This is a genomic window from Stenotrophomonas sp. SAM-B (genome assembly GCF_013387485.1).
Classification (GTDB): domain Bacteria; phylum Pseudomonadota; class Gammaproteobacteria; order Xanthomonadales; family Xanthomonadaceae; genus Stenotrophomonas; species Stenotrophomonas maltophilia_AA.
The window spans coordinates 1-16,751 of the sequence record NZ_JABBXB010000003.1; the positions used below are offsets into that span (position 1 = coordinate 1).

Genomic DNA, 16,751 nt, shown 5'->3' on the forward strand with positions numbered 1-16,751 from the left:
GGCCGGCACTACCGCCTTGGAACCGGCCGCTGGCCGGCTCCATCCCGCGGCGGTCCTGACCGGCCGGTGAAGTCCGCCCGCCGCCGGGGTGGCAGCGGCCACCGGAAACCCGGATAATGCACAAAAGCCGGACGGGCACTCTGTTTCAGAGTCACTCGTCCGGCTTTTTCCGTGTCTGGGTACCCCAGCGTCGGCGCGCTCCCCGCTGGAGCCCGCCAACCCGCGCTGATCGGCCCCCCCGGCATGGTCCCAAACCCGCGGCCCCGATGGCCGCACAAAAACCAGGAGTTACCCGTCATGGGTCAGTCAGTTGTCGTGTTGGGTGCCCAGTGGGGCGATGAAGGCAAGGGCAAGATCGTCGATCTGCTCACCGAGGAAATCGGCGCTGTCGTGCGCTTCCAGGGCGGCCACAATGCCGGCCACACGCTGGTCATCAATGGCAAGAAGACCGTCCTGCACCTGATTCCGTCGGGCATCCTGCGTGAAGACGCCCTGTGCCTGATCGGCAACGGCGTGGTGATCTCGCCGGCCGCGCTGCAGAAGGAAATCGCCGAGCTGGAAACCTCCGGCGTGGAAGTGCGTTCGCGCCTGAAGATCTCGCCGGCCGCGCCGCTGATCATGCCGTACCACATCGCCCTGGACCAGGCGCGCGAACGTGCTGCCGGTGGCAAGGCGATCGGCACCACCGGCCGTGGCATCGGCCCGGCGTACGAAGACAAGGTGGCGCGTCGCGGCATCCGCATCGCCGACCTGCATTACCCGGCCCAGTTGGAAGAGCTCCTGCGCACCGCGCTGGATTACCACAACTTCGTGCTGACCAATTACCTCAAGACCGACGCGGTCGACTTCCAGAAGACCTACGACGAAGCACTGGCTTTCGGCGAGTACGTCGAGCCGATGAAGTCCGACGTCGCCGGCATCCTGCACGACCTGCGCAAGCAGGGTAAGCGCGTGCTGTTCGAAGGCGCCCAGGGCGCGCTGCTGGACATCGACCACGGCACCTACCCGTACGTCACCAGCTCCAACACCACCGTCGGTGGCGCACTGGCCGGTGCCGGCGTGGGCGCCGATGCGATCGACTACGTGCTGGGTATCGCCAAGGCCTACGCGACCCGCGTCGGCGGTGGCCCGTTCCCGACCGAGCTGGACGATGAAGTCGGCCAGGGCATCCGCGACCGCGGTGCCGAGTACGGCGCCTCGACCGGCCGCCCGCGTCGCTGCGGCTGGATGGACATCGTCGCGCTCAAGCGCGCCGTGGCCATCAACGGCATCAGCGGCCTGTGCATCACCAAGCTGGACGTGCTCGACGGCATGGAGAAGCTGAAGGTCTGCATCGCCTACGAATACCGCGGCAAGCGTACCGAGTATGCCCCGCTGGACGCGCAGGGCTGGGAAGAGTGCACGCCGGTGTACCTGGAGTTCCCGGGCTGGACCGAGAACACCCACGGCATCACCAACTGGGACGACCTGCCGCCGGCCGCCCGCGCTTACCTGCGCGCGCTGGAAGAGCTGGCCGGTTGCCCGGTCAGCATCGTCTCGACCGGCCCGGACCGCGACCACACCATGGTCCTGCAGGATCCGTTCGCCTGATCAGGCGCGTAGTCCCGGGCCATGTCCGGTATGGCGTGAAGGTCTAAGGCGTAAAGAAAAGCCCCGCGCAAGCGGGGCTTTTCCGTTGCCGAGCCCGGGTCAGCGCCGGCCGATGCCCATCTGCAGTTCCGACAGTTCCAGATTCTCATCGTGGTTGGCATCCAGGTTCTGGAAACGCATCTCCGATGAGCGACGCATCTCCTCGGCACTCAATTCGCCGTCGCCGTTGAGGTCGGCGATGCGGACCCATTCGGCCGCCGAGAACTCGCCGTCACGCTGCGGGCCGAGCACCGCCTGCACTTCCTCCACGCTCACCCGGTAATTGTGATCCGCATCGACCAGGCGGAAGAAAGCATCTCCGTCGTACTCATCGCGACTGACCTTGCCGTCGCCATTACGGTCCAGCATCGCGAAACGATCCGGCGCGGTGGCGGGCAGGTCCTGCGCCGCGGCGGCACTTGCGGCGACAGCGCCGCAGAGAAGGAGCAGGGCAACGCGGTGCGCGAGCATCATCACAGTTGTCTCCAAGACCGCAGGGGGAGGGGGGGGGCATGCCTTCAGCACGCAGTGTCCGCCGCGTGGATGCCCGGGGCAACGGCAATTTCCCGCATTCGCGCCAGTAGTTTTACTGGTTGCCCGCGCCCATCGGACCGGCGTGGCCACGTCCGCCAGCGCGGGGCCATGGCATGCTGTGCAGCCTCACCAATCAGCAGGGGCGACAGGGTGTCTGAAGATCACGTGGCCACCGGCATGAGCAGCGCGGACCGCGCGTTGCATGCGGTGGTGTCCGAGCTTGAAGCGTTGCTGCGCGGCGACGGGGAAACCCACTGGGCCGACTGGATGCAGCGGGTCATCACCCAGCTTGAGCAGGGCGATCCAGGCGCGCCGGAAAGCGTGCTGCGCGCCTATGGCGGCATGGGGTCGTTCAATGATGTTGCGTTGGGCCTGGATTACAGCAACGGCCACTTCCAGTGGCGCGCAGACGCGGGTGAACTCAATGAGCGCCTGGATGCACTGCGCGGTCGTGCCTGGCAACTGGCGCGGGCGATCCGGGACGCCCCCCCCGGTACGCGTTGATCAAAGGGCCTGCTGCCCCTTCAACACCGGATACGGATTGATCGATTCGCCTTTCCACCACTGCTTTTCCGGACCCAGTACATGGATCTCGAAATGCAGGTGGGGCGCCTCGGGACTGGCGTTGCCGGTGCTGCCGACATAGCCGATCACCTCACCGCGCTTGATCGTCTTCCGCTCGGCCAACCCATCGGCGTAGCGGTCCAGATGCGCGTAGTAGTAGCAGTAGCGACCGCTTGGCTCGAACTGGTACACCGTCAGGCCGCCCCGCACGCTGTCGAACAGTTTTTCCACGGTCCCGTCGGCGACGGCCAGTACCGGCGTCCCGTTCGGCGCCAGGATGTCGATCGCATCATGTACGCGGCCTTCGCTGCGCGCATCGGTGAAGGTGTCCTGCAGCTGATCGGCCCCTACGCCCTGCACGGGCAGCAGCAGCGCGCCCGCCGCGCCGCTTGTCGGTGCGGGTGTCGAACCGCCCGCGTCCGGCGCGGGCGGTGTGGCTGAGGTGTCGGCGGACACGGGTGTGGTGGCGGGCGTCGGTGGCGGCGGGGCATCAAGCGCAGCGCGGGCCGAACTGGTGGCCGATCCCACCTTGGCCGGTTCGGCGGCACCAAGCCGGGATGAGGGGCCCGGCCCCAGCAGCCAGTAGCCGACCACGCCGATCACCAGTCCTACTGCCAGCAGTCGAAAGGTCTTCATGGCTTACTCCTGCATCACGACCGGCACCGAGGCATCGACCGCAGCGGCGACCTGCAGCGCATCCCAGTTGGTCATGCGCACACAGCCGTGCGATTCGGTCTTGCCGACATGGCCGGGTTCGGGCGTGCCGTGCAGGCCGTAGTGGGGCTTGGAGATGTCGATCCAGACCACGCCGACCGGATTGTTCGGGCCCGGCGGCAGGACCGCCTTGCTGTCGCCCGCCTTGGCATCCCAGAACAGCTTGGGGTTGTAGTGGAAGGTGGGATCGCGGGAGATGCCCAGGATCTTCCATTTCCCGATCGGCAGCGGGTCATGCTTGCTGCCCGAGGACACCGGGAACTGCGCGTAGACTTTGCCGTCCGCATCGAACAGCCGCAGCGTGGAGTCGGATTTGTCGATCACCAGCTTGCTGGCCTTCGGCAGCGGGGCGGCCGCGATGTTCGGCACCTGGATCACGCTGCCGGCTTTGCCCAGGTCTACGCCCGGATTGAGCGTCTTCAACAGCTCGGGGGAGGCGCGGAAGCGCTCGCCCAGCGCTTCTTCGATCGAACCGAAGCCCAGGGTTTTCAGCTTGGCCTGCGCGGCCGGACCCTTGGGCACCGGCTGGAACGGACCGGCCACGTCTTCCGCGGTGAGCGTGTAGCGCACCAGCGGCGGGGCGGCATCCGGCTGCAGAGCCTTCCAGGTGGCATCGTCCAGTTCCCCACTGACCTTCAGCCCGCGTGCGGCCTGGAAGCCGGACACGGCGCGCTTCTGGTTGGAGCCGCGCTCCCCATCGATCTGGCCGGGGGAGAAGTGCGCGCGGTCCAGCAGCACCTGCGCATGCAGATCCGAGCGTGGACCGGTCGCCAGCGGTGTCGCGTCGGCGTCCGGGATCGCGGCGGGCGCGGGTGCCGTCTGTGCGACCGCCCAACCGGAGGAGGCCCCCAGGGCGAGGGCGAGCGCGGTGAGGCGGGCGATACGGTGCAGGCGAAGGGACATCGGCAACTCCAGCGGGAACGTGTTTCCACCATGCCTGCCGGGCGTGCGCACTTGCCGTGAAAAGCCTGACGGGGGGCTGAGCGGCGACGCGGGGGTAATGCCGGCGTTATGTGAATCCATTCACAGCGGGCTCACGGCCGTCGGTCAAGGCGCTGCGTTTGGCGCCGATACCAGCCCACCCCCCCACGTTTTTCGGATGTCTCATGGAATTTTTGCGGAACGTCAGCGTTGTCTGGCGTCTAGGTATGGGCTTTGGCCTGTTGTTGCTGCTGGTCGCGGCCGTCGTCGCCACCGGCGCCACCGGGAGTGCGGTACAGAAGCGCGCGATGCAGCAGGTGGTCGAGGTCAACGTGGCCAAGGTGCGGCTGCTCTCGGACATGCTCGATGCCAACAACCAGATGATGGTCGTGCGCCGGGAGATGCTGATCCGCCAGGGCGACGGTCTGGCCGAGGATGAGGCGCGCATCGCCGCGCTGGTCGCGCGCTATGAAGCCAGCTGGGCCGCCTACCAGGCCCTGCCCACGCAACCCGAGGACAAGGCCATCGGCGACGCCATCGCGGCCGCCCGCGCGGTGGCCCGTCCGCTCAACAAGCAGATGAGCGAACAGCTGCAGCAGGGCGATTTTGCCGCTGCCACGGCCCTGACCCTGGGCGCCGTGCAGGCCGCTGCCAAGGGCTGGAACCAGGCGCTCAGCGATGGCGTGGTCTACGAGGAAAAGGAAAGCCGCGAGGCCGCTGCCGAAGCGATCCGGCTGGGCGAGCGGACCCTGCTGCAGCTGCTGGTGCTGGGCGCGATCGCGCTGGTGGTCGGCATCGCCGCCTCCGTGCTGATCGGGCGCAGCCTGACCGGTCCGCTGGCCCGCGCCGTCGGCCTGGCCACCCGGATGGCCAAGGGTGATCTGGCCCATGACGTCCATCTGGGCGGTCGCGATGAGATCACCCAGCTCGGCAACGCCATGGCCACGGTCCGCCAGAGCGTCCAGGGCGCGATCACCGCGCAGCTGGACATGGCTCGCCAGCATGAGGCCGGTGCCATCAGCCATCGCATGGACGAAACGGCCTTCCCGGGCGATTTCGGCCGGATGATCCGCGCCACCAACGAACTGGTCGGTTCGCACGTGGCCGTCGAGTTCCACATGGTCGAGGTGATGCAGCGCTACGCCATCGGCGACCTGAGCCGTGATCTGGACAGCTACCCGGGCGAGAAGGCCGTGCTGACCACCACCATGGCCACCGTCAAGGCCAGCCTGATGGCGATCAACCAGCAGATCGAGACACTGGCTTCGGCCGCGCGTGCCGGCGACTTCTCCGTGCGCGGCGACGAGCCGGCGTTCCAGTTCCAGTTCCGCGCGATGGTCGCCCAGCTCAACGGGATGATGGCCAGCTCGCAGGCCAGCATCGCGGACCTGTCGCAGGTACTGCGCGCGATTTCCACCGGCGACCTGACCTCGCGCATGGACGGCCGGTACGAAGGTGTCTTTGCGCAGATGCGCGACGATGCCAACGCCACCGCGGTGCAGCTGACCGGCATCGTGCAGCAGATCCAGGGCGCGGCCGGCAGCATCAACGATGCCGCGCAGGAACTGGCGGCCGGCCACAATGACCTGTCGCGCCGTACCGAGCAGCAGGCAGCCAACCTGGAAGAAGCGGCGGCCTCGATGGAGGAGCTGACCTCCACGGTCCGGCAGAACGCCGAGCTGGCCAACCAGGCCGACCATGAAGCCCATGCGGCGGGTGCGGCGGTCAAGGCGACCGAGCAGGCGATCGCGCAGATGGCCGCGGTGATGAGTGAGATCGACCAGTCCTCGGCGCGTATCTCCGAGATTTCCTCGGTGATCGACGGCATCGCCTTCCAGACCAACATCCTCGCCCTGAACGCGGCCGTCGAAGCGGCCCGTGCCGGTGAGAACGGACGCGGCTTCGCGGTGGTGGCCACCGAGGTACGCACGTTGGCGCAGCGCGCCGGCACGGCGGCCAAGGAGATCAAGGACCTGATCGATGAGTCCAGCAGCAAGGTCAAGACCGGGTTGAGCGTCACCGTGCAGTCCGAAGCGGCGATCGCCCGCCTGACCCAGGCCAGCTCGCGCACCAATCAGCTGATGAGCGACATTGCCGCCGCGACCAAGGAACAGGCCGCCGGCATCGAGCAGGTGAACCAGGTGGTCGTGCAGATGGACCAGGTGACCCAGCAGAACGCGGCGCTGGTGGAGGAAGCCACCGCCGCCAGCCGCGCGCTGGAGCAGCAGGCGCACGCACTGACCGAATCGGTGGCGGTGTTCACGCTGGAGGACCCCGCTGCAGGCCTGCGCCGCCCAGCGTCACTGCAGGCCGCGTGACGGCACCTGCGCGCTGAGTTGGACGGAAAAGCCCCGCATCGGCGGGGCTTTTTTCATGCTGATCCAGCCGCCCGACGCAGCGGCGCGCCCCGCTCAGTCCTCGTTTTCTTCGGCGGCTTCGCGACCCTGCTGGCGGATCAGCGCTTCCTCGCGCGCATCGTTGATGGCGTGGCGCACGCCATCCAGGTCGATGGTGCTTTCATCCTGCTCGAACTCGCCGGTCAGCACGCTGTCCGGGAGCAGATCGCCGGCCTCGAACAGCGCCCACATCTCCTCGCCGTACCAGGTCTCCAGCAGCTCCGGCGCCCAGCGGCCGAGGTAGGCGGTGAGGTTGTTGACGTCGCGCAGCAGCATCGTGCGTGCGGCGTTGTTGCCTGCCGCGCTGACCACCTGCGGGAAATCGATCACCACCGGGCCTTCCGGGCCGACCAGTACGTTGTACGGCGACAGATCGCCGTGGATCAGCCCGCAGCACAGCATGCGCACGACCTGGCGGACCAGGATCTGGTGGAATGCGCGTGCCTGTTCCGGGCTCAGTTCGACCTCGCCCAGGCGCGCGGCGGAATAGCCCTCGGCATCGGTGACCAGTTCCATCACCAGCACGCCGTGGAAATAGCCATACGGCTCGGGCACGCGCACGCCGGCATCGCGCAGCTGGTACAGCGCATCGACCTCGGTGTTCTTCCAGGCCGCTTCCTGCTGCTTGCGGCCGTAATTGCTGGCCTTGCCCACGGCGCGCGCTTCGCGGCTGCCACGGACCTTGCGGCCTTCCTGGTACTGCACGCGCTGCTGGAAGCTGCGCTGGGCCATGTCCTTGTAGACCTTGGCGCAGCGCACATCGTCGCCGCTGCGGACCACGTATACCGCTGCTTCCTTGCCGCTCTTGAGCGGGCGGAGCACTTCATCGATCACGCCGTCGTCGATCAGCGCCTGCAAGCCTTGGGGGGTCTTCACGGTATCTCGGGAATCGGCGGGCGCGGGGCCTGCCCTGGAGGGGGAGGGATTTTCGCATCTTCGGGCCGAGGGAGCCATCGACACGGCACCCGGCGGCCGGGTTGTTCAGCTGTGTGCACGCCGGCGCCGGCTTGAAATCTGCTTCACATCCGCGCGGCAGGCTGGGGTCACTTCCCAAGGAGTGCCGCTCATGATCCTGTCCCTGCTGCGCCGCACCGGTGCCGTCCTGGCCCTGCTGCTGGCCGTCCCGACACTGCACGCCCGCCCCGCGGCGTCCGATACGGTGCTGATCGTGGTCAGCGGCGAAGGACGCGATCACGGCAAGACCCGGCCTGGCTTCGAGATGGACGAGTTCGCCCAGGCCTACCTGATCTTCCGCGACAACGGCCTGGCCGTGCAGGTCGCCAGCCCGCGGGGCGGGCCGGTGGAAGCCGACAGATTCGATCCGAAGGAGCCGTTCAACGCGCGCGTCCTGGCTGATCCGGCGGCGACCGCGCTGCTGGCCGATACCCGCGCCACCGCGACGCTCAGCGCGGCCGACTACGCGGCGGTCTACGTGGTCGGCGGCAAGGGCGCGATGTTCGACCTGCCTGCCGATGGCGCACTGCGCGCTCTGCTGGGCACGGTGCACGACCGCGGCGGCGTGGTCGCGGCGGTCTGCCACGGCCCGGCGGCGCTGGTGGAGGTGCGGCAGGCGGATGGATCCCGGCTGGTCGCCGGGCGCCGCATGACCGGCTTCACCAACGCGGAGGAGGGCGTGTTCGGCAAACGCTGGGCGAAGGAGTTCCCGTTCCTGCTGGAAACCGCGCTGCGCGAGCGCGGTGCGCACTGGGAGCAGGCGCCGCTGATGATGCCCAAGCTGGTGGTGGACGGTCGGCTGATCACCGGGCAGAACCCGTACTCCACCCCGGCGGTCGCAGAAGCGATCGTGCGCGCCATCGGTCGCACCCCGGTCGCCCGCACGCCGTGGCGCGATGAAGCCAGCATGGCGCTGGTGCAGCGCCTGCTCGACGGCGAGGGTGACGCGGTCAGGCGCACGCTGGCCAGCGACCGCACCGGCTATCACGACCAGTTGATCGGAGTGCTCGGTTACTACCAGTTGCAGGCCGCGCAGGACGACGCTGCGGTGCGTGATGCGCTGGCGATCATGCAGTTGGCTGCGCCCTACATGAGCGAGCCGCAGCTGCCGCTGGGCATCGCACAGGCACATTGGCGGCTGGGCGAGGTGGCGCAGGCGCGCAGCGTGCTCGGCAAACTGCTGGAATCCCACCCCGACATGGCCGAAGCTAAGCAGCTCAAGGCCACGATCGAAGGCTGACCCCATGCACGACGGCCTGCACATCCTGGTCATCGAGGACAACCCGGCGCTGCGCGCCGGCATGGCCACGCTGCTGGAGGCGCGTGGTCATCGCGTGGCCTTTGCCGCGGATGGCCGCAGCGGCCTGCAGATGGCGCTGGACGAACCTCCCGATGTGCTGGTGCTGGATCTGACCCTGCCGGGGATGGACGGCCTGCGCGTGTGCAGTCATCTGCGCGAACAGGCCGACCGCCACGTCCCCATCCTGATGCTGACCGCGCGCGATACGCTGGGCGACAAACTGATCGGCTTCCAGGCCGGTGCCGATGACTACCTGGTCAAGCCGTTCGCCGGCGAGGAACTGTTGGCGCGATGCTTGGCGCTCGCCCATCGGCACGGCCGACGCGACGGGCACGTGCTGCGCATCGGGTCGCTCGGCATCGACCGCCGTAGCGGCGCCGTGTGCCGCAGTGGGCAGACGATCGAGTTGCCACAGACGGCCTATCGGCTGCTGGTGCTGCTCGCCGAAGCCTGGCCGCGCACGGTGACCCGCAGCGAGTTGATCCGCCGTCTCTGGGGTGATGAAGCGCCGCCATCGGATCCGCTGCGCTCGCACCTGTACCTGCTGCGCCAAGCCTTGGACAGGCCGTTCGAGCGGCCGATGCTCAAGACCGTGCACGATGTCGGCTTCAAGCTGGAGGCCGACGCATGACGGCACCGGTGCACCGCCTGCGCAACCGCTTGATGCTGGCCTTCGCGGTGTTCGCACTCGCGGTGGCCAGCCTGTTCGGCCTGTACGTGGCGGTGTTCGTGTACAGCGTGGAAGATCGCTTCTTCGAGGCGATGCTTGAACAGGAAGCGCAACAGCAGCTGGAGCAGCGGGCCACCCGTGGGACGTGGTCGCCGCCGCGCAATGCCTTCATGACGATGCACGACAGCCCTGCGACGTTCCCGGCGGATCTCAAGGTCGCCTTCAATGCCGAGCCGTGGCGCCGCGAGATCGCCGGCACCGAGGGACGCCACTATCACCTGCGCGCGCTGCAGCCGGGCGGATCCGGTGCACCGGGGTGGCTGGTCGCCGAGGTCAGCCAGCAGCTGGTGGTCCGGCCGATGCGCCGCCAGATTCTGGCGTTGCTGGCCTGGTCCGGCGTGGCCGTGGTCGTGGTCGCGGTGCTGGCCGGTGCGTGGCTGGCGCGACGTACCACGCGGCCGCTGTCGAAACTCGCGGCACTGGTGGATGACATGGCACCGGCGCGTTTGCCGGTCGGGTTTGCGGGTGACTTCCCCGATGACGAGGTCGGTGTGCTGGCCCGTGGCCTGGACAGGCTGAGCGGGCAGGTGCGCGCCTTCGTTGCGCGCGAACATGCTTTCACCCGCGATGCCAGCCATGAGCTGCGCACGCCATTGGCCGTGATCCGCAGCGCGATCGAACAGCTGGCCCACGAACCGGGGCTGTCTGCGGCCGGGCGGTTGCAGCTCGACCATGTACAACAGTCCGCGCGTCACCTCGAACAGACCGTGATCACCCTGCTCACGCTGGCCCGCGAAGAGAACGTGGAACGGGACGCGACGCCGCTGGCGGTGCTGCCGGTGCTGGAACAGGTGGTGGTCGAGCAGGCGGCGCTGCTGGAGGGCAAGCCGGTGGTGGTGCGGGTCGATGTGCCCGGCGATGTGCGCCTGACGGTGCCCGGGCCGGTCCTGCACATGCTGCTGGCCAATCTGGTGGGCAATGCATTCGCGCACACGCGGGCGGGGGAAGTGCACATCGATGTCGCGGCCGGACGGCTGCGCATCCGCAACACGGCGCCGGCAGGCGACCCCGACACGATCGTGCGGCCCTTCGCGAAAGGCGAGGGCAGTGCCGGCTTCGGGCTCGGCCTGGCGATCGTGCACCGGCTGTGCGACCGCTTCGCCATCGACCTGCGCATCGAGGGAACCGAGCACGCCACGGTCGCCAGTTTCAGCGTCCAGCAAGGCCGCGCTCACGGCTGCCCCACGCAGGGCGTGGCAACGGGGGCCGGCCCGCTTCCGTCGACCGCAAAAGTACGCGATGCTCTGCCGAACGGGGGAGGGGCGGATGGGAAACAGGGACGAGGGCAGTATCCACGGTGACGTACCGGCGGGCATCGCGACCACCGCTGGCGGTGAGTCGCAGGCACCGGTGGATGATCAGGCACCGACCGACTGGTCGTTGCTGCCGGTCACGCACGGCAATGAAGATTCGATGGTCGCGGTGATCTGGCGCCTGCTGCGGCAGGAGCCGGCGCTGATGGTGAGCGCCGGCTACGTGTTCCTCTCCGTGCTGGGGTTGTGGTCGAGCTACTTCTTCTATTTCAAATTCCGGCTGTCGATCCTGGACTACCTGCAGGTCAGCGACTTCCTGGTCGCCGGGCTGCGCGATCCGGCCTACGTCCTGATCCTGCTGCTGGGCGCGCTGCTGGCAGTGCTGCTGGGCTGGCCGGAAACACTGCGTCGGCGCAACCCGGCCAAGGTGGCACGCCTGCGTGCGCGGCACTGGGGATGGCGGATGCTGTTCTCGGAGTCGCCGTGGATGAACTGGGAATTCTCCGGGCTGCGTCCGCTGACCGGTATGTGCATTGCGGTGGTCTGCTTCATGGCATTCGGCGCGGCGCTGTATGCCCTGAGCTCGGCCGAGAAGATCCTCGAGGGCAGGGGCGGTACGTCGGTGCAGGTCGTGCTCGGTGATGACGCGGCGGCGCTTCCCGGCACCGCGAAACTGCTGGGATCCAGCAGTGCCTTCGTGTTCCTGTGGTGGCCGGAGCAGCGGCGCGCCGAAGCAGTGCCGATCGGCTCGATCCGTCGGCTGCAGTCGATGCCTGTGCCGGTGAAGCCGGCGCCGGTGTCCAAGCCGGCCCCGGCGGCCCCCGCGCCGCGCTGAGATCAGCACGGCGCACCGCGCACGGCTCAGGCGAGCGTGCGCACCTTCGGCTCGCGGGCCCACTGGCGGGTGGCGGCAGCAGCGAGGAACGCCTTGGCATCCTCGGCCTCGACCACGCCGGCATCGTTGCCGACGCGGGCCACCTTCAGCAGCGCCTGTGCCCCATCGTCGGCGGCGATCGCCTTCAGATGCGCCCAGGCGTCGCTGACGAAGTCGATCGCGGCCGACTCCCTGCTCAGCTTCTTGGCCGCGTCATTGCTGAGCACGACGGCGACCGCATCGAAGATCACCGACGGCGTGCCTGCCAGCTGGCCGTCCGCCGCCAGCGTCTTGCCGTCACTGAGCTTGGCGCCACCGATCTTCGGCGCCACCAGCTTGACGCTGGCGCCGGCCTTGTCGGCGGCCTTGCGCAGGTTGGCGATCAGCGCGGCATCGGAGCCCTCGTCGAACAGGATGCCGATGCAGCGTCCCTTGAGCAGGTCCTTGGTGCGGCCGATGATGCGCACCTCCGGTGCCTTCGGGAAATCCTGCGCCGGGGTCTGCGTGGCGGCCGGCTCGGGCAGGGCAGGCATCGCCAGTCCGTCGGCGACCCGCTTGGCCAGCGCGTCGTCGATGTTGCGCAGGTGGCTCACGGTGCGCTCGCGCACCTTGACCGTCTCCACCTTGGACAGCTCGAACACGAGCGCCGAGGCCAGGTGCGCCTGCTCCGGGGCTTCCAGGCTGCGGAAGAACATCCTGGCCTGGCTGTAGTGATCGGCAAAGCTCTCCGCACGCACGCGGCCCTTGCGGCCATCATCCGGCGCGGTGGTGTGGCTGGGGAAGCCGTCGGGGGTCTCGCGCGGGGTGTCGCCCTGCAGGGAGCTGGGATCGTAGGCAACCCGCCCCTTCGGGATGCTCATCTGCATGTGGCCGTCGCGCTGGTGGTTGGCGAACGGACACTTGGGGGCGTTGACCGGAATCTGGTGGAAGTTCGGACCGCCCAGGCGGCTGAGCTGGGTATCCAGATACGAGAACAGGCGCCCCTGCAGCAGCGGATCGTTGCTGAAATCAATGCCCGGCGGCACGTTGGCCGGGCAGTAGGCGACCTGCTCGGTCTCGGCGAAAAAGTTGTCCGGCCAGCGGTCCAGCACCATGCGTCCGATCACGGTCAGCGGGACCAGCGACTCGGGAATGATCTTGGTCGAATCCAGGTGGTCGAACGGGAACGACTCGGCCTGTTCCTCGGTGAACAGCTGCACGGCCAGCTCCCACTCGGGGAAGTCGCCGGCGGTGATCGCCTCGAACAGATCGCGCCGGTGGAAGTCGTTGTCCGCGCTCTGCAGCTTGACCGCCTCGTCCCATACCGTGGACTGGAGGCCCAGCTTCGGCCGCCAGTGGAATTTGACGAAGGTCGATTCGCCGGCATCGTTGATCAGCCGGAAGCTGTGGATGCCGAAGCCTTCGATGGTGCGCAGCGAGCGCGGGATGGTGCGGTCGCTCATCGCCCACATGATCATGTGCATCGACTCGGGCATCAGCGACACGAAGTCCCAGAAGGTGTCGTGCGCGCTGGCCGCCTGCGGGAAGGCGCGGTCCGGCTCCATCTTCACGGCATGGATCAGGTCCGGGAACTTGATCGCGTCCTGGATGAAGAACACCGGGATGTTGTTGCCGACCAGGTCCCAGTTGCCTTCCTTGGTATAGAACTTCACCGCGAAGCCGCGCACATCGCGCGGGGTGTCGACCGAACCGGCGCCGCCGGCCACGGTGGAGAAGCGGGTGAACAGCGGGGTGCGCACGCCCACTTCGCTGAGGATCCGGGCGCGGGTGTACTCGCCGAGCGAGCGGGTCAGCTCGAAGTAGCCGTGCGCTGCGCTGCCGCGCGCATGCACGATGCGCTCGGGGATGCGCTCATGGTCGAAGTGGGTGATCTTCTCGCGCAGGATGAAGTCTTCCAGCAGGGTCGGCCCGCGCGGGGTGGCCCGCAGCGAGTTCTGGTTGTCACCGACCGGGATGCCCTGGTTGGTGGTCAGCACCGGGTGGCCGTTGCCCGCACGCTGGTGCAGTTCATCCCCCTCGCCGCGGACATCGGTGGCAGGTGCGGGGGCGTTCTTCGTGCTTTTCTTGCTGGCGGCCATGAGGCGACTCCGGGAGCTGGCGGGAAGGGGATCGCCTCACACTGGCGGCCGGGGCGTTAATCGAGGGTGCGAATACGCGGCCCTGCTTGCACCCGCGCTTCACATGCCGCATCCGGCCGCTGTGTGGGCGAGGCCCGGGCAGGTATCCTTGGGCGCGTCTTCTCCTGTGTTTTCCAGCCGCATGCGCGTTGAACCCGCCGACATCGAAGCCCTGTTTGATGCGATCCCCGACGTCCTGTTCTTCATGAAGGACTGCAACGGGCGCTATACGCACATCAACCAGACCATGCTGCGCCGGCTCGGCCTGAAGTCGCGCAAGGAGGTGATCGGGCGCACCGCAGCGGAGATCTATCCCACCGGGCTGGGCGCGGATTACGCGACCCAGGACGAACAGGTGCTGGCCGGCAAGGTCATCGAGAACCTGATGGAACTGCATCTGTTCGCCAACCGCGAGCCGGGCTGGTGCCTGACCTGCAAGCGGCCGCTGCTGGTCGACGGGCAGATCCGCGGGCTGATCGGAATCTCGCGCGACCTGGGGCAGAAGGACAGCCTGGGCACCCAGTACGAACAGCTCCGCCTGGCCCTTGCCCATCTGAATGCGCATTACGCGGAGAACGTGCGCATGCAGACCCTGCTCGACATCACCGGGTTCTCGCTGTCCAAGCTGGAGCGCACCTTCCGCAAGGTGTTCCAGATGACCCCGCAGCAGGTCCTGACCCGCCTGCGCATCCAGATGGCGGTGCACCTGCTGCATGGCCCGGACAGCATCGCCAGCATCGGCCAGGCCTGCGGCTTCACCGACCAGAGTGCCTTCACCCGCAAGTTCAAGGCCGAAGTCGGGCTGTCGCCCCGGGCCTACCGCGCCCAGATCGGCGAGCGCGCCGCCGCCTGAGGCGGGGAGGGGCTTCCGGCCTATGCCGCCGCGCGGCCGACAGGGTATGGTGTCGCACTTGTTGCCCGCCAATCGATTCCGATGCCCGCATCCCAGACTCCGGCTCCCGCCACTCCGCCCGCCGCTGCCCGTCTCGGGCACGCGCTGAAGCCCCGCCAGCTGATCATGATGGGCCTGGGCAGCGCGATCGGCGCCGGCCTGTTCCTCGGCTCCGGTGTGGGTGTCCAGGCCGCCGGCCCGGCGGTCCTGTTGTCGTATCTCGTCGCCGGCGCGCTGGTGATCATCGTGATGAACGCACTGGGCGAAATGGCCGCGGCCAAGCCGACCAGCGGCGCGTTCTCGGTGTATGCCGCCGACGCGATGGGGGCCACCGCCGGCGCAACGGTGGGTTGGCTGTGGTGGGTGCAGCTGGTGATCGTGATCGCCGCCGAGGCGGTCGGTGCGGCCGGCCTGCTCGCCACGGTATGGCCGGCGATTCCGGTCCCGATGGCGGCGCTGGCGTTCATGCTGTTCTTCACCGCGATCAACCTGCTCGGGGTGAAGAACTTCGGCGAGTTCGAATTCTGGTTTGCGATCCTCAAGGTCGCCGCGATCGTCGGCTTCATCCTGATCGGCGTGGCGCTGCTGATGGGCTGGCTGCCGGACGTGGCTTCGCCGGGCCTGCGCAACTTCACCGAGCACGGCGGCTTCATGCCCAAGGGGCTGGCCGGCATCGGCGCGGCCCTGCTGGTGGTGATATTCGCCTTTGGCGGCACCGAGATCGTGGCGGTGGCCGCGGCCGAAACCGAGGATCCCGAGCGCAGCATCGCCCGTGCGATCCGCACCGTGGCCTGGCGCATCCTGGTGTTCTACATCGGTTCGCTGAGCGTGATCATCGCGGTGGTGCCGTGGACCAGCGAGGCGCTGAAGTCGCCGTTCGCGGCGGTGCTGGAAGCGGCCAAGATTCCGGGCGCGGCGACGGCGATCACGCTGATCGCGGTGATCGCGCTGTTGTCGGCGTTGAACGCCAATCTCTACGGTGCGTCGCGGATGATGTATTCGCTGGCGCAGCGTCGCGAGGCGCCGGCGGTGCTGGGCTGGGCCGACCCGCGCCAGGTGCCGATCATCGCGGTGCTGGCCAGTGTGCTGTTCGGTTTCGCGGCGACGGTGATGGAGCTGCTGTTCCCGGACAAGGTGCTGCCGGTGCTGCTCAATATCGTGGGTTCGACGTGTCTGCTGGTGTGGACGATTTCGTTGTTGTCCCAGTTGATCCTGCGCCATCGTGCGAACCGCGATGGGACGCGTCTGCCGTTCCGGATGGCGGGGTATCCGTATCTGACGGTGTTCGGGTTGGGGGTGCTGGCGCTGATCTTCGGTCTGTTGCTGTCCGAGGCGCACACGCGGGTGCAGTTCCTGTCGATGGCGGCGCTGACGGTGGTGATTGCGGCGAGCAGTGAGATCGCGCGTCGGGTGCGTGCTGGTCGGGGCAGCTGACGGCCGACAGCCGACAGCCAACAGCCGCAGGTTTGAGCCTCCGCTCGCCTTGGCGGGCACGGGTGGGTTGTCGGGACCCGCTGCAAGTACGTCCATGTAAGCTCGTATGCCGCCATCCATGGCGGCATACGGTCCCGCCAACCCACCCGTGCCCACCCTTTGACAGGGGGCTGGTGGGCAATGGAAAGCCCAACGCAGAACGCAGCCGAGCTGGCGCTGCGCTGCTCGCTTCTCGAATCTGGATACTCAGCGCTCAGCGCTCAGCGCTCAATGCTCAATGCACGACGCACGACGCACGACGCACGATGCTCAGTGCTCAGTGCTCAGTGCTCAGTGCTCAGTGCTCAATGTTCAACGCCAACGCCAACGCCAACGCCAACGTCGATACAGATGCTGATGCTGATGCCTAGGTGATTGACTGCAACGTGACGCGACGACT

General features: G+C 67.9%; 14 protein-coding genes. 9 read left to right on the top strand and 5 right to left on the bottom strand.

Annotated elements, in window-relative coordinates:
- Window positions 1-297 precede the first annotated feature (297 nt).
- A complete protein-coding gene (locus HH110_RS07700) occupies window positions 298-1,590 on the top strand; it encodes an adenylosuccinate synthase (protein ID WP_088432983.1) in 1,293 nt (430 codons plus the stop codon).
- Between the two features lie 99 nt (window positions 1,591-1,689).
- Here HH110_RS07700 and HH110_RS07705 read toward each other — a convergent pair whose 3' ends face one another.
- Window positions 1,690-2,103, bottom strand: coding sequence for an EF-hand domain-containing protein (locus tag HH110_RS07705; RefSeq protein ID WP_176989158.1), 414 nt, complete (start codon window positions 2,101-2,103; stop codon window positions 1,690-1,692).
- 210 nt (window positions 2,104-2,313) lie between these two features.
- Here HH110_RS07705 and HH110_RS07710 point away from each other — a divergent pair, with 210 nt between their 5' ends.
- Window positions 2,314-2,667, top strand: coding sequence for a hypothetical protein (locus HH110_RS07710; protein ID WP_176989159.1), 354 nt, complete (start codon window positions 2,314-2,316; stop codon window positions 2,665-2,667).
- Here the strand turns inward: HH110_RS07710 and HH110_RS07715 are convergent, their stop codons facing one another.
- Together HH110_RS07715 and HH110_RS07720 are read right to left on the bottom strand one after the other, a co-directional pair.
- Window positions 2,668-3,363 carry a M23 family metallopeptidase gene (locus tag HH110_RS07715; RefSeq protein ID WP_176989160.1) on the bottom strand — a complete coding sequence of 232 codons (696 nt, stop codon included), beginning with the start codon at window positions 3,361-3,363 and terminating at the stop codon, window positions 2,668-2,670.
- Between the two features lie 3 nt (window positions 3,364-3,366).
- A complete protein-coding gene (locus tag HH110_RS07720; RefSeq protein WP_176989161.1) occupies window positions 3,367-4,344 on the bottom strand; it encodes a L,D-transpeptidase in 978 nt (325 codons plus the stop codon).
- A 203-nt stretch (window positions 4,345-4,547) separates the two neighbouring features.
- Here HH110_RS07720 and HH110_RS07725 point away from each other — a divergent pair, with 203 nt between their 5' ends.
- Window positions 4,548-6,680 carry a methyl-accepting chemotaxis protein gene (locus tag HH110_RS07725; RefSeq protein ID WP_176989162.1) on the top strand — a complete coding sequence of 711 codons (2,133 nt, stop codon included), beginning with the start codon at window positions 4,548-4,550 and terminating at the stop codon, window positions 6,678-6,680.
- 93 nt (window positions 6,681-6,773) lie between these two features.
- On the opposite strand, the gene HH110_RS07730 is transcribed toward HH110_RS07725, so the two are convergent.
- On the bottom strand, window positions 6,774-7,634 hold the full coding sequence (locus tag HH110_RS07730) for a PA4780 family RIO1-like protein kinase (protein WP_176989163.1): 861 nt from the start codon (window positions 7,632-7,634) through the stop codon (window positions 6,774-6,776).
- Between the two features lie 190 nt (window positions 7,635-7,824).
- On the opposite strand from HH110_RS07730, the gene HH110_RS07735 reads away from it, so the two are divergent.
- From HH110_RS07735 to HH110_RS07750, 4 genes are read left to right on the top strand one after another with little or no spacing between them, the layout of a single operon-like run.
- Window positions 7,825-8,952, top strand: a complete 1,128-nt coding sequence (locus HH110_RS07735; RefSeq protein ID WP_176989164.1) for a DJ-1/PfpI family protein — start codon at window positions 7,825-7,827, stop codon at window positions 8,950-8,952.
- Between the two features lie 4 nt (window positions 8,953-8,956).
- A complete protein-coding gene (locus HH110_RS07740; protein ID WP_176989165.1) occupies window positions 8,957-9,643 on the top strand; it encodes a response regulator transcription factor in 687 nt (228 codons plus the stop codon).
- On the top strand, window positions 9,640-11,043 hold the full coding sequence (locus tag HH110_RS07745; RefSeq protein WP_176989166.1) for a HAMP domain-containing sensor histidine kinase: 1,404 nt from the start codon (window positions 9,640-9,642) through the stop codon (window positions 11,041-11,043). Before HH110_RS07740 ends, HH110_RS07745 begins: the two co-directional genes overlap by 4 nt.
- On the top strand, window positions 11,009-11,830 hold the full coding sequence (locus tag HH110_RS07750; RefSeq protein WP_176989167.1) for a hypothetical protein: 822 nt from the start codon (window positions 11,009-11,011) through the stop codon (window positions 11,828-11,830). The genes HH110_RS07745 and HH110_RS07750 overlap by 35 nt, the downstream gene beginning before the upstream one ends.
- A 26-nt stretch (window positions 11,831-11,856) precedes the next feature.
- On the opposite strand, the gene HH110_RS07755 is transcribed toward HH110_RS07750, so the two are convergent.
- A complete protein-coding gene (locus tag HH110_RS07755) occupies window positions 11,857-13,947 on the bottom strand; it encodes a catalase (RefSeq protein ID WP_176989168.1) in 2,091 nt (696 codons plus the stop codon).
- A gap of 181 nt (window positions 13,948-14,128) precedes the next feature.
- Here HH110_RS07755 and HH110_RS07760 point away from each other — a divergent pair, with 181 nt between their 5' ends.
- Entirely contained in the window at window positions 14,129-14,839 is a 711-nt protein-coding gene (locus tag HH110_RS07760; RefSeq protein WP_176989169.1) for an AraC family transcriptional regulator, read from the top strand.
- 75 nt (window positions 14,840-14,914) lie between these two features.
- Window positions 14,915-16,312: an amino acid permease gene (locus HH110_RS07765; protein ID WP_176989511.1), complete on the top strand. Its 1,398-nt coding sequence runs from the start codon at window positions 14,915-14,917 to the stop codon at window positions 16,310-16,312.
- The last annotated feature ends 439 nt before the right edge of the window (window positions 16,313-16,751 follow it).

Coding starts and splice junctions, on each gene's coding strand:
- HH110_RS07700 (WP_088432983.1), top strand. CDS start 298: ATGGGTCAGTCAGTTGTCGTGTTGGGTGCCCAGTGGGGCGATGAAGGC.
- HH110_RS07705 (WP_176989158.1), bottom strand. CDS start 2,103: ATGATGCTCGCGCACCGCGTTGCCCTGCTCCTTCTCTGCGGCGCTGTC.
- HH110_RS07715 (WP_176989160.1), bottom strand. CDS start 3,363: ATGAAGACCTTTCGACTGCTGGCAGTAGGACTGGTGATCGGCGTGGTC.
- HH110_RS07720 (WP_176989161.1), bottom strand. CDS start 4,344: ATGTCCCTTCGCCTGCACCGTATCGCCCGCCTCACCGCGCTCGCCCTC.
- HH110_RS07725 (WP_176989162.1), top strand. CDS start 4,548: ATGGAATTTTTGCGGAACGTCAGCGTTGTCTGGCGTCTAGGTATGGGC.
- HH110_RS07735 (WP_176989164.1), top strand. CDS start 7,825: ATGATCCTGTCCCTGCTGCGCCGCACCGGTGCCGTCCTGGCCCTGCTG.
- HH110_RS07740 (WP_176989165.1), top strand. CDS start 8,957: ATGCACGACGGCCTGCACATCCTGGTCATCGAGGACAACCCGGCGCTG.
- HH110_RS07745 (WP_176989166.1), top strand. CDS start 9,640: ATGACGGCACCGGTGCACCGCCTGCGCAACCGCTTGATGCTGGCCTTC.
- HH110_RS07750 (WP_176989167.1), top strand. CDS start 11,009: ATGGGAAACAGGGACGAGGGCAGTATCCACGGTGACGTACCGGCGGGC.
- HH110_RS07755 (WP_176989168.1), bottom strand. CDS start 13,947: ATGGCCGCCAGCAAGAAAAGCACGAAGAACGCCCCCGCACCTGCCACC.
- HH110_RS07760 (WP_176989169.1), top strand. CDS start 14,129: ATGCGCGTTGAACCCGCCGACATCGAAGCCCTGTTTGATGCGATCCCC.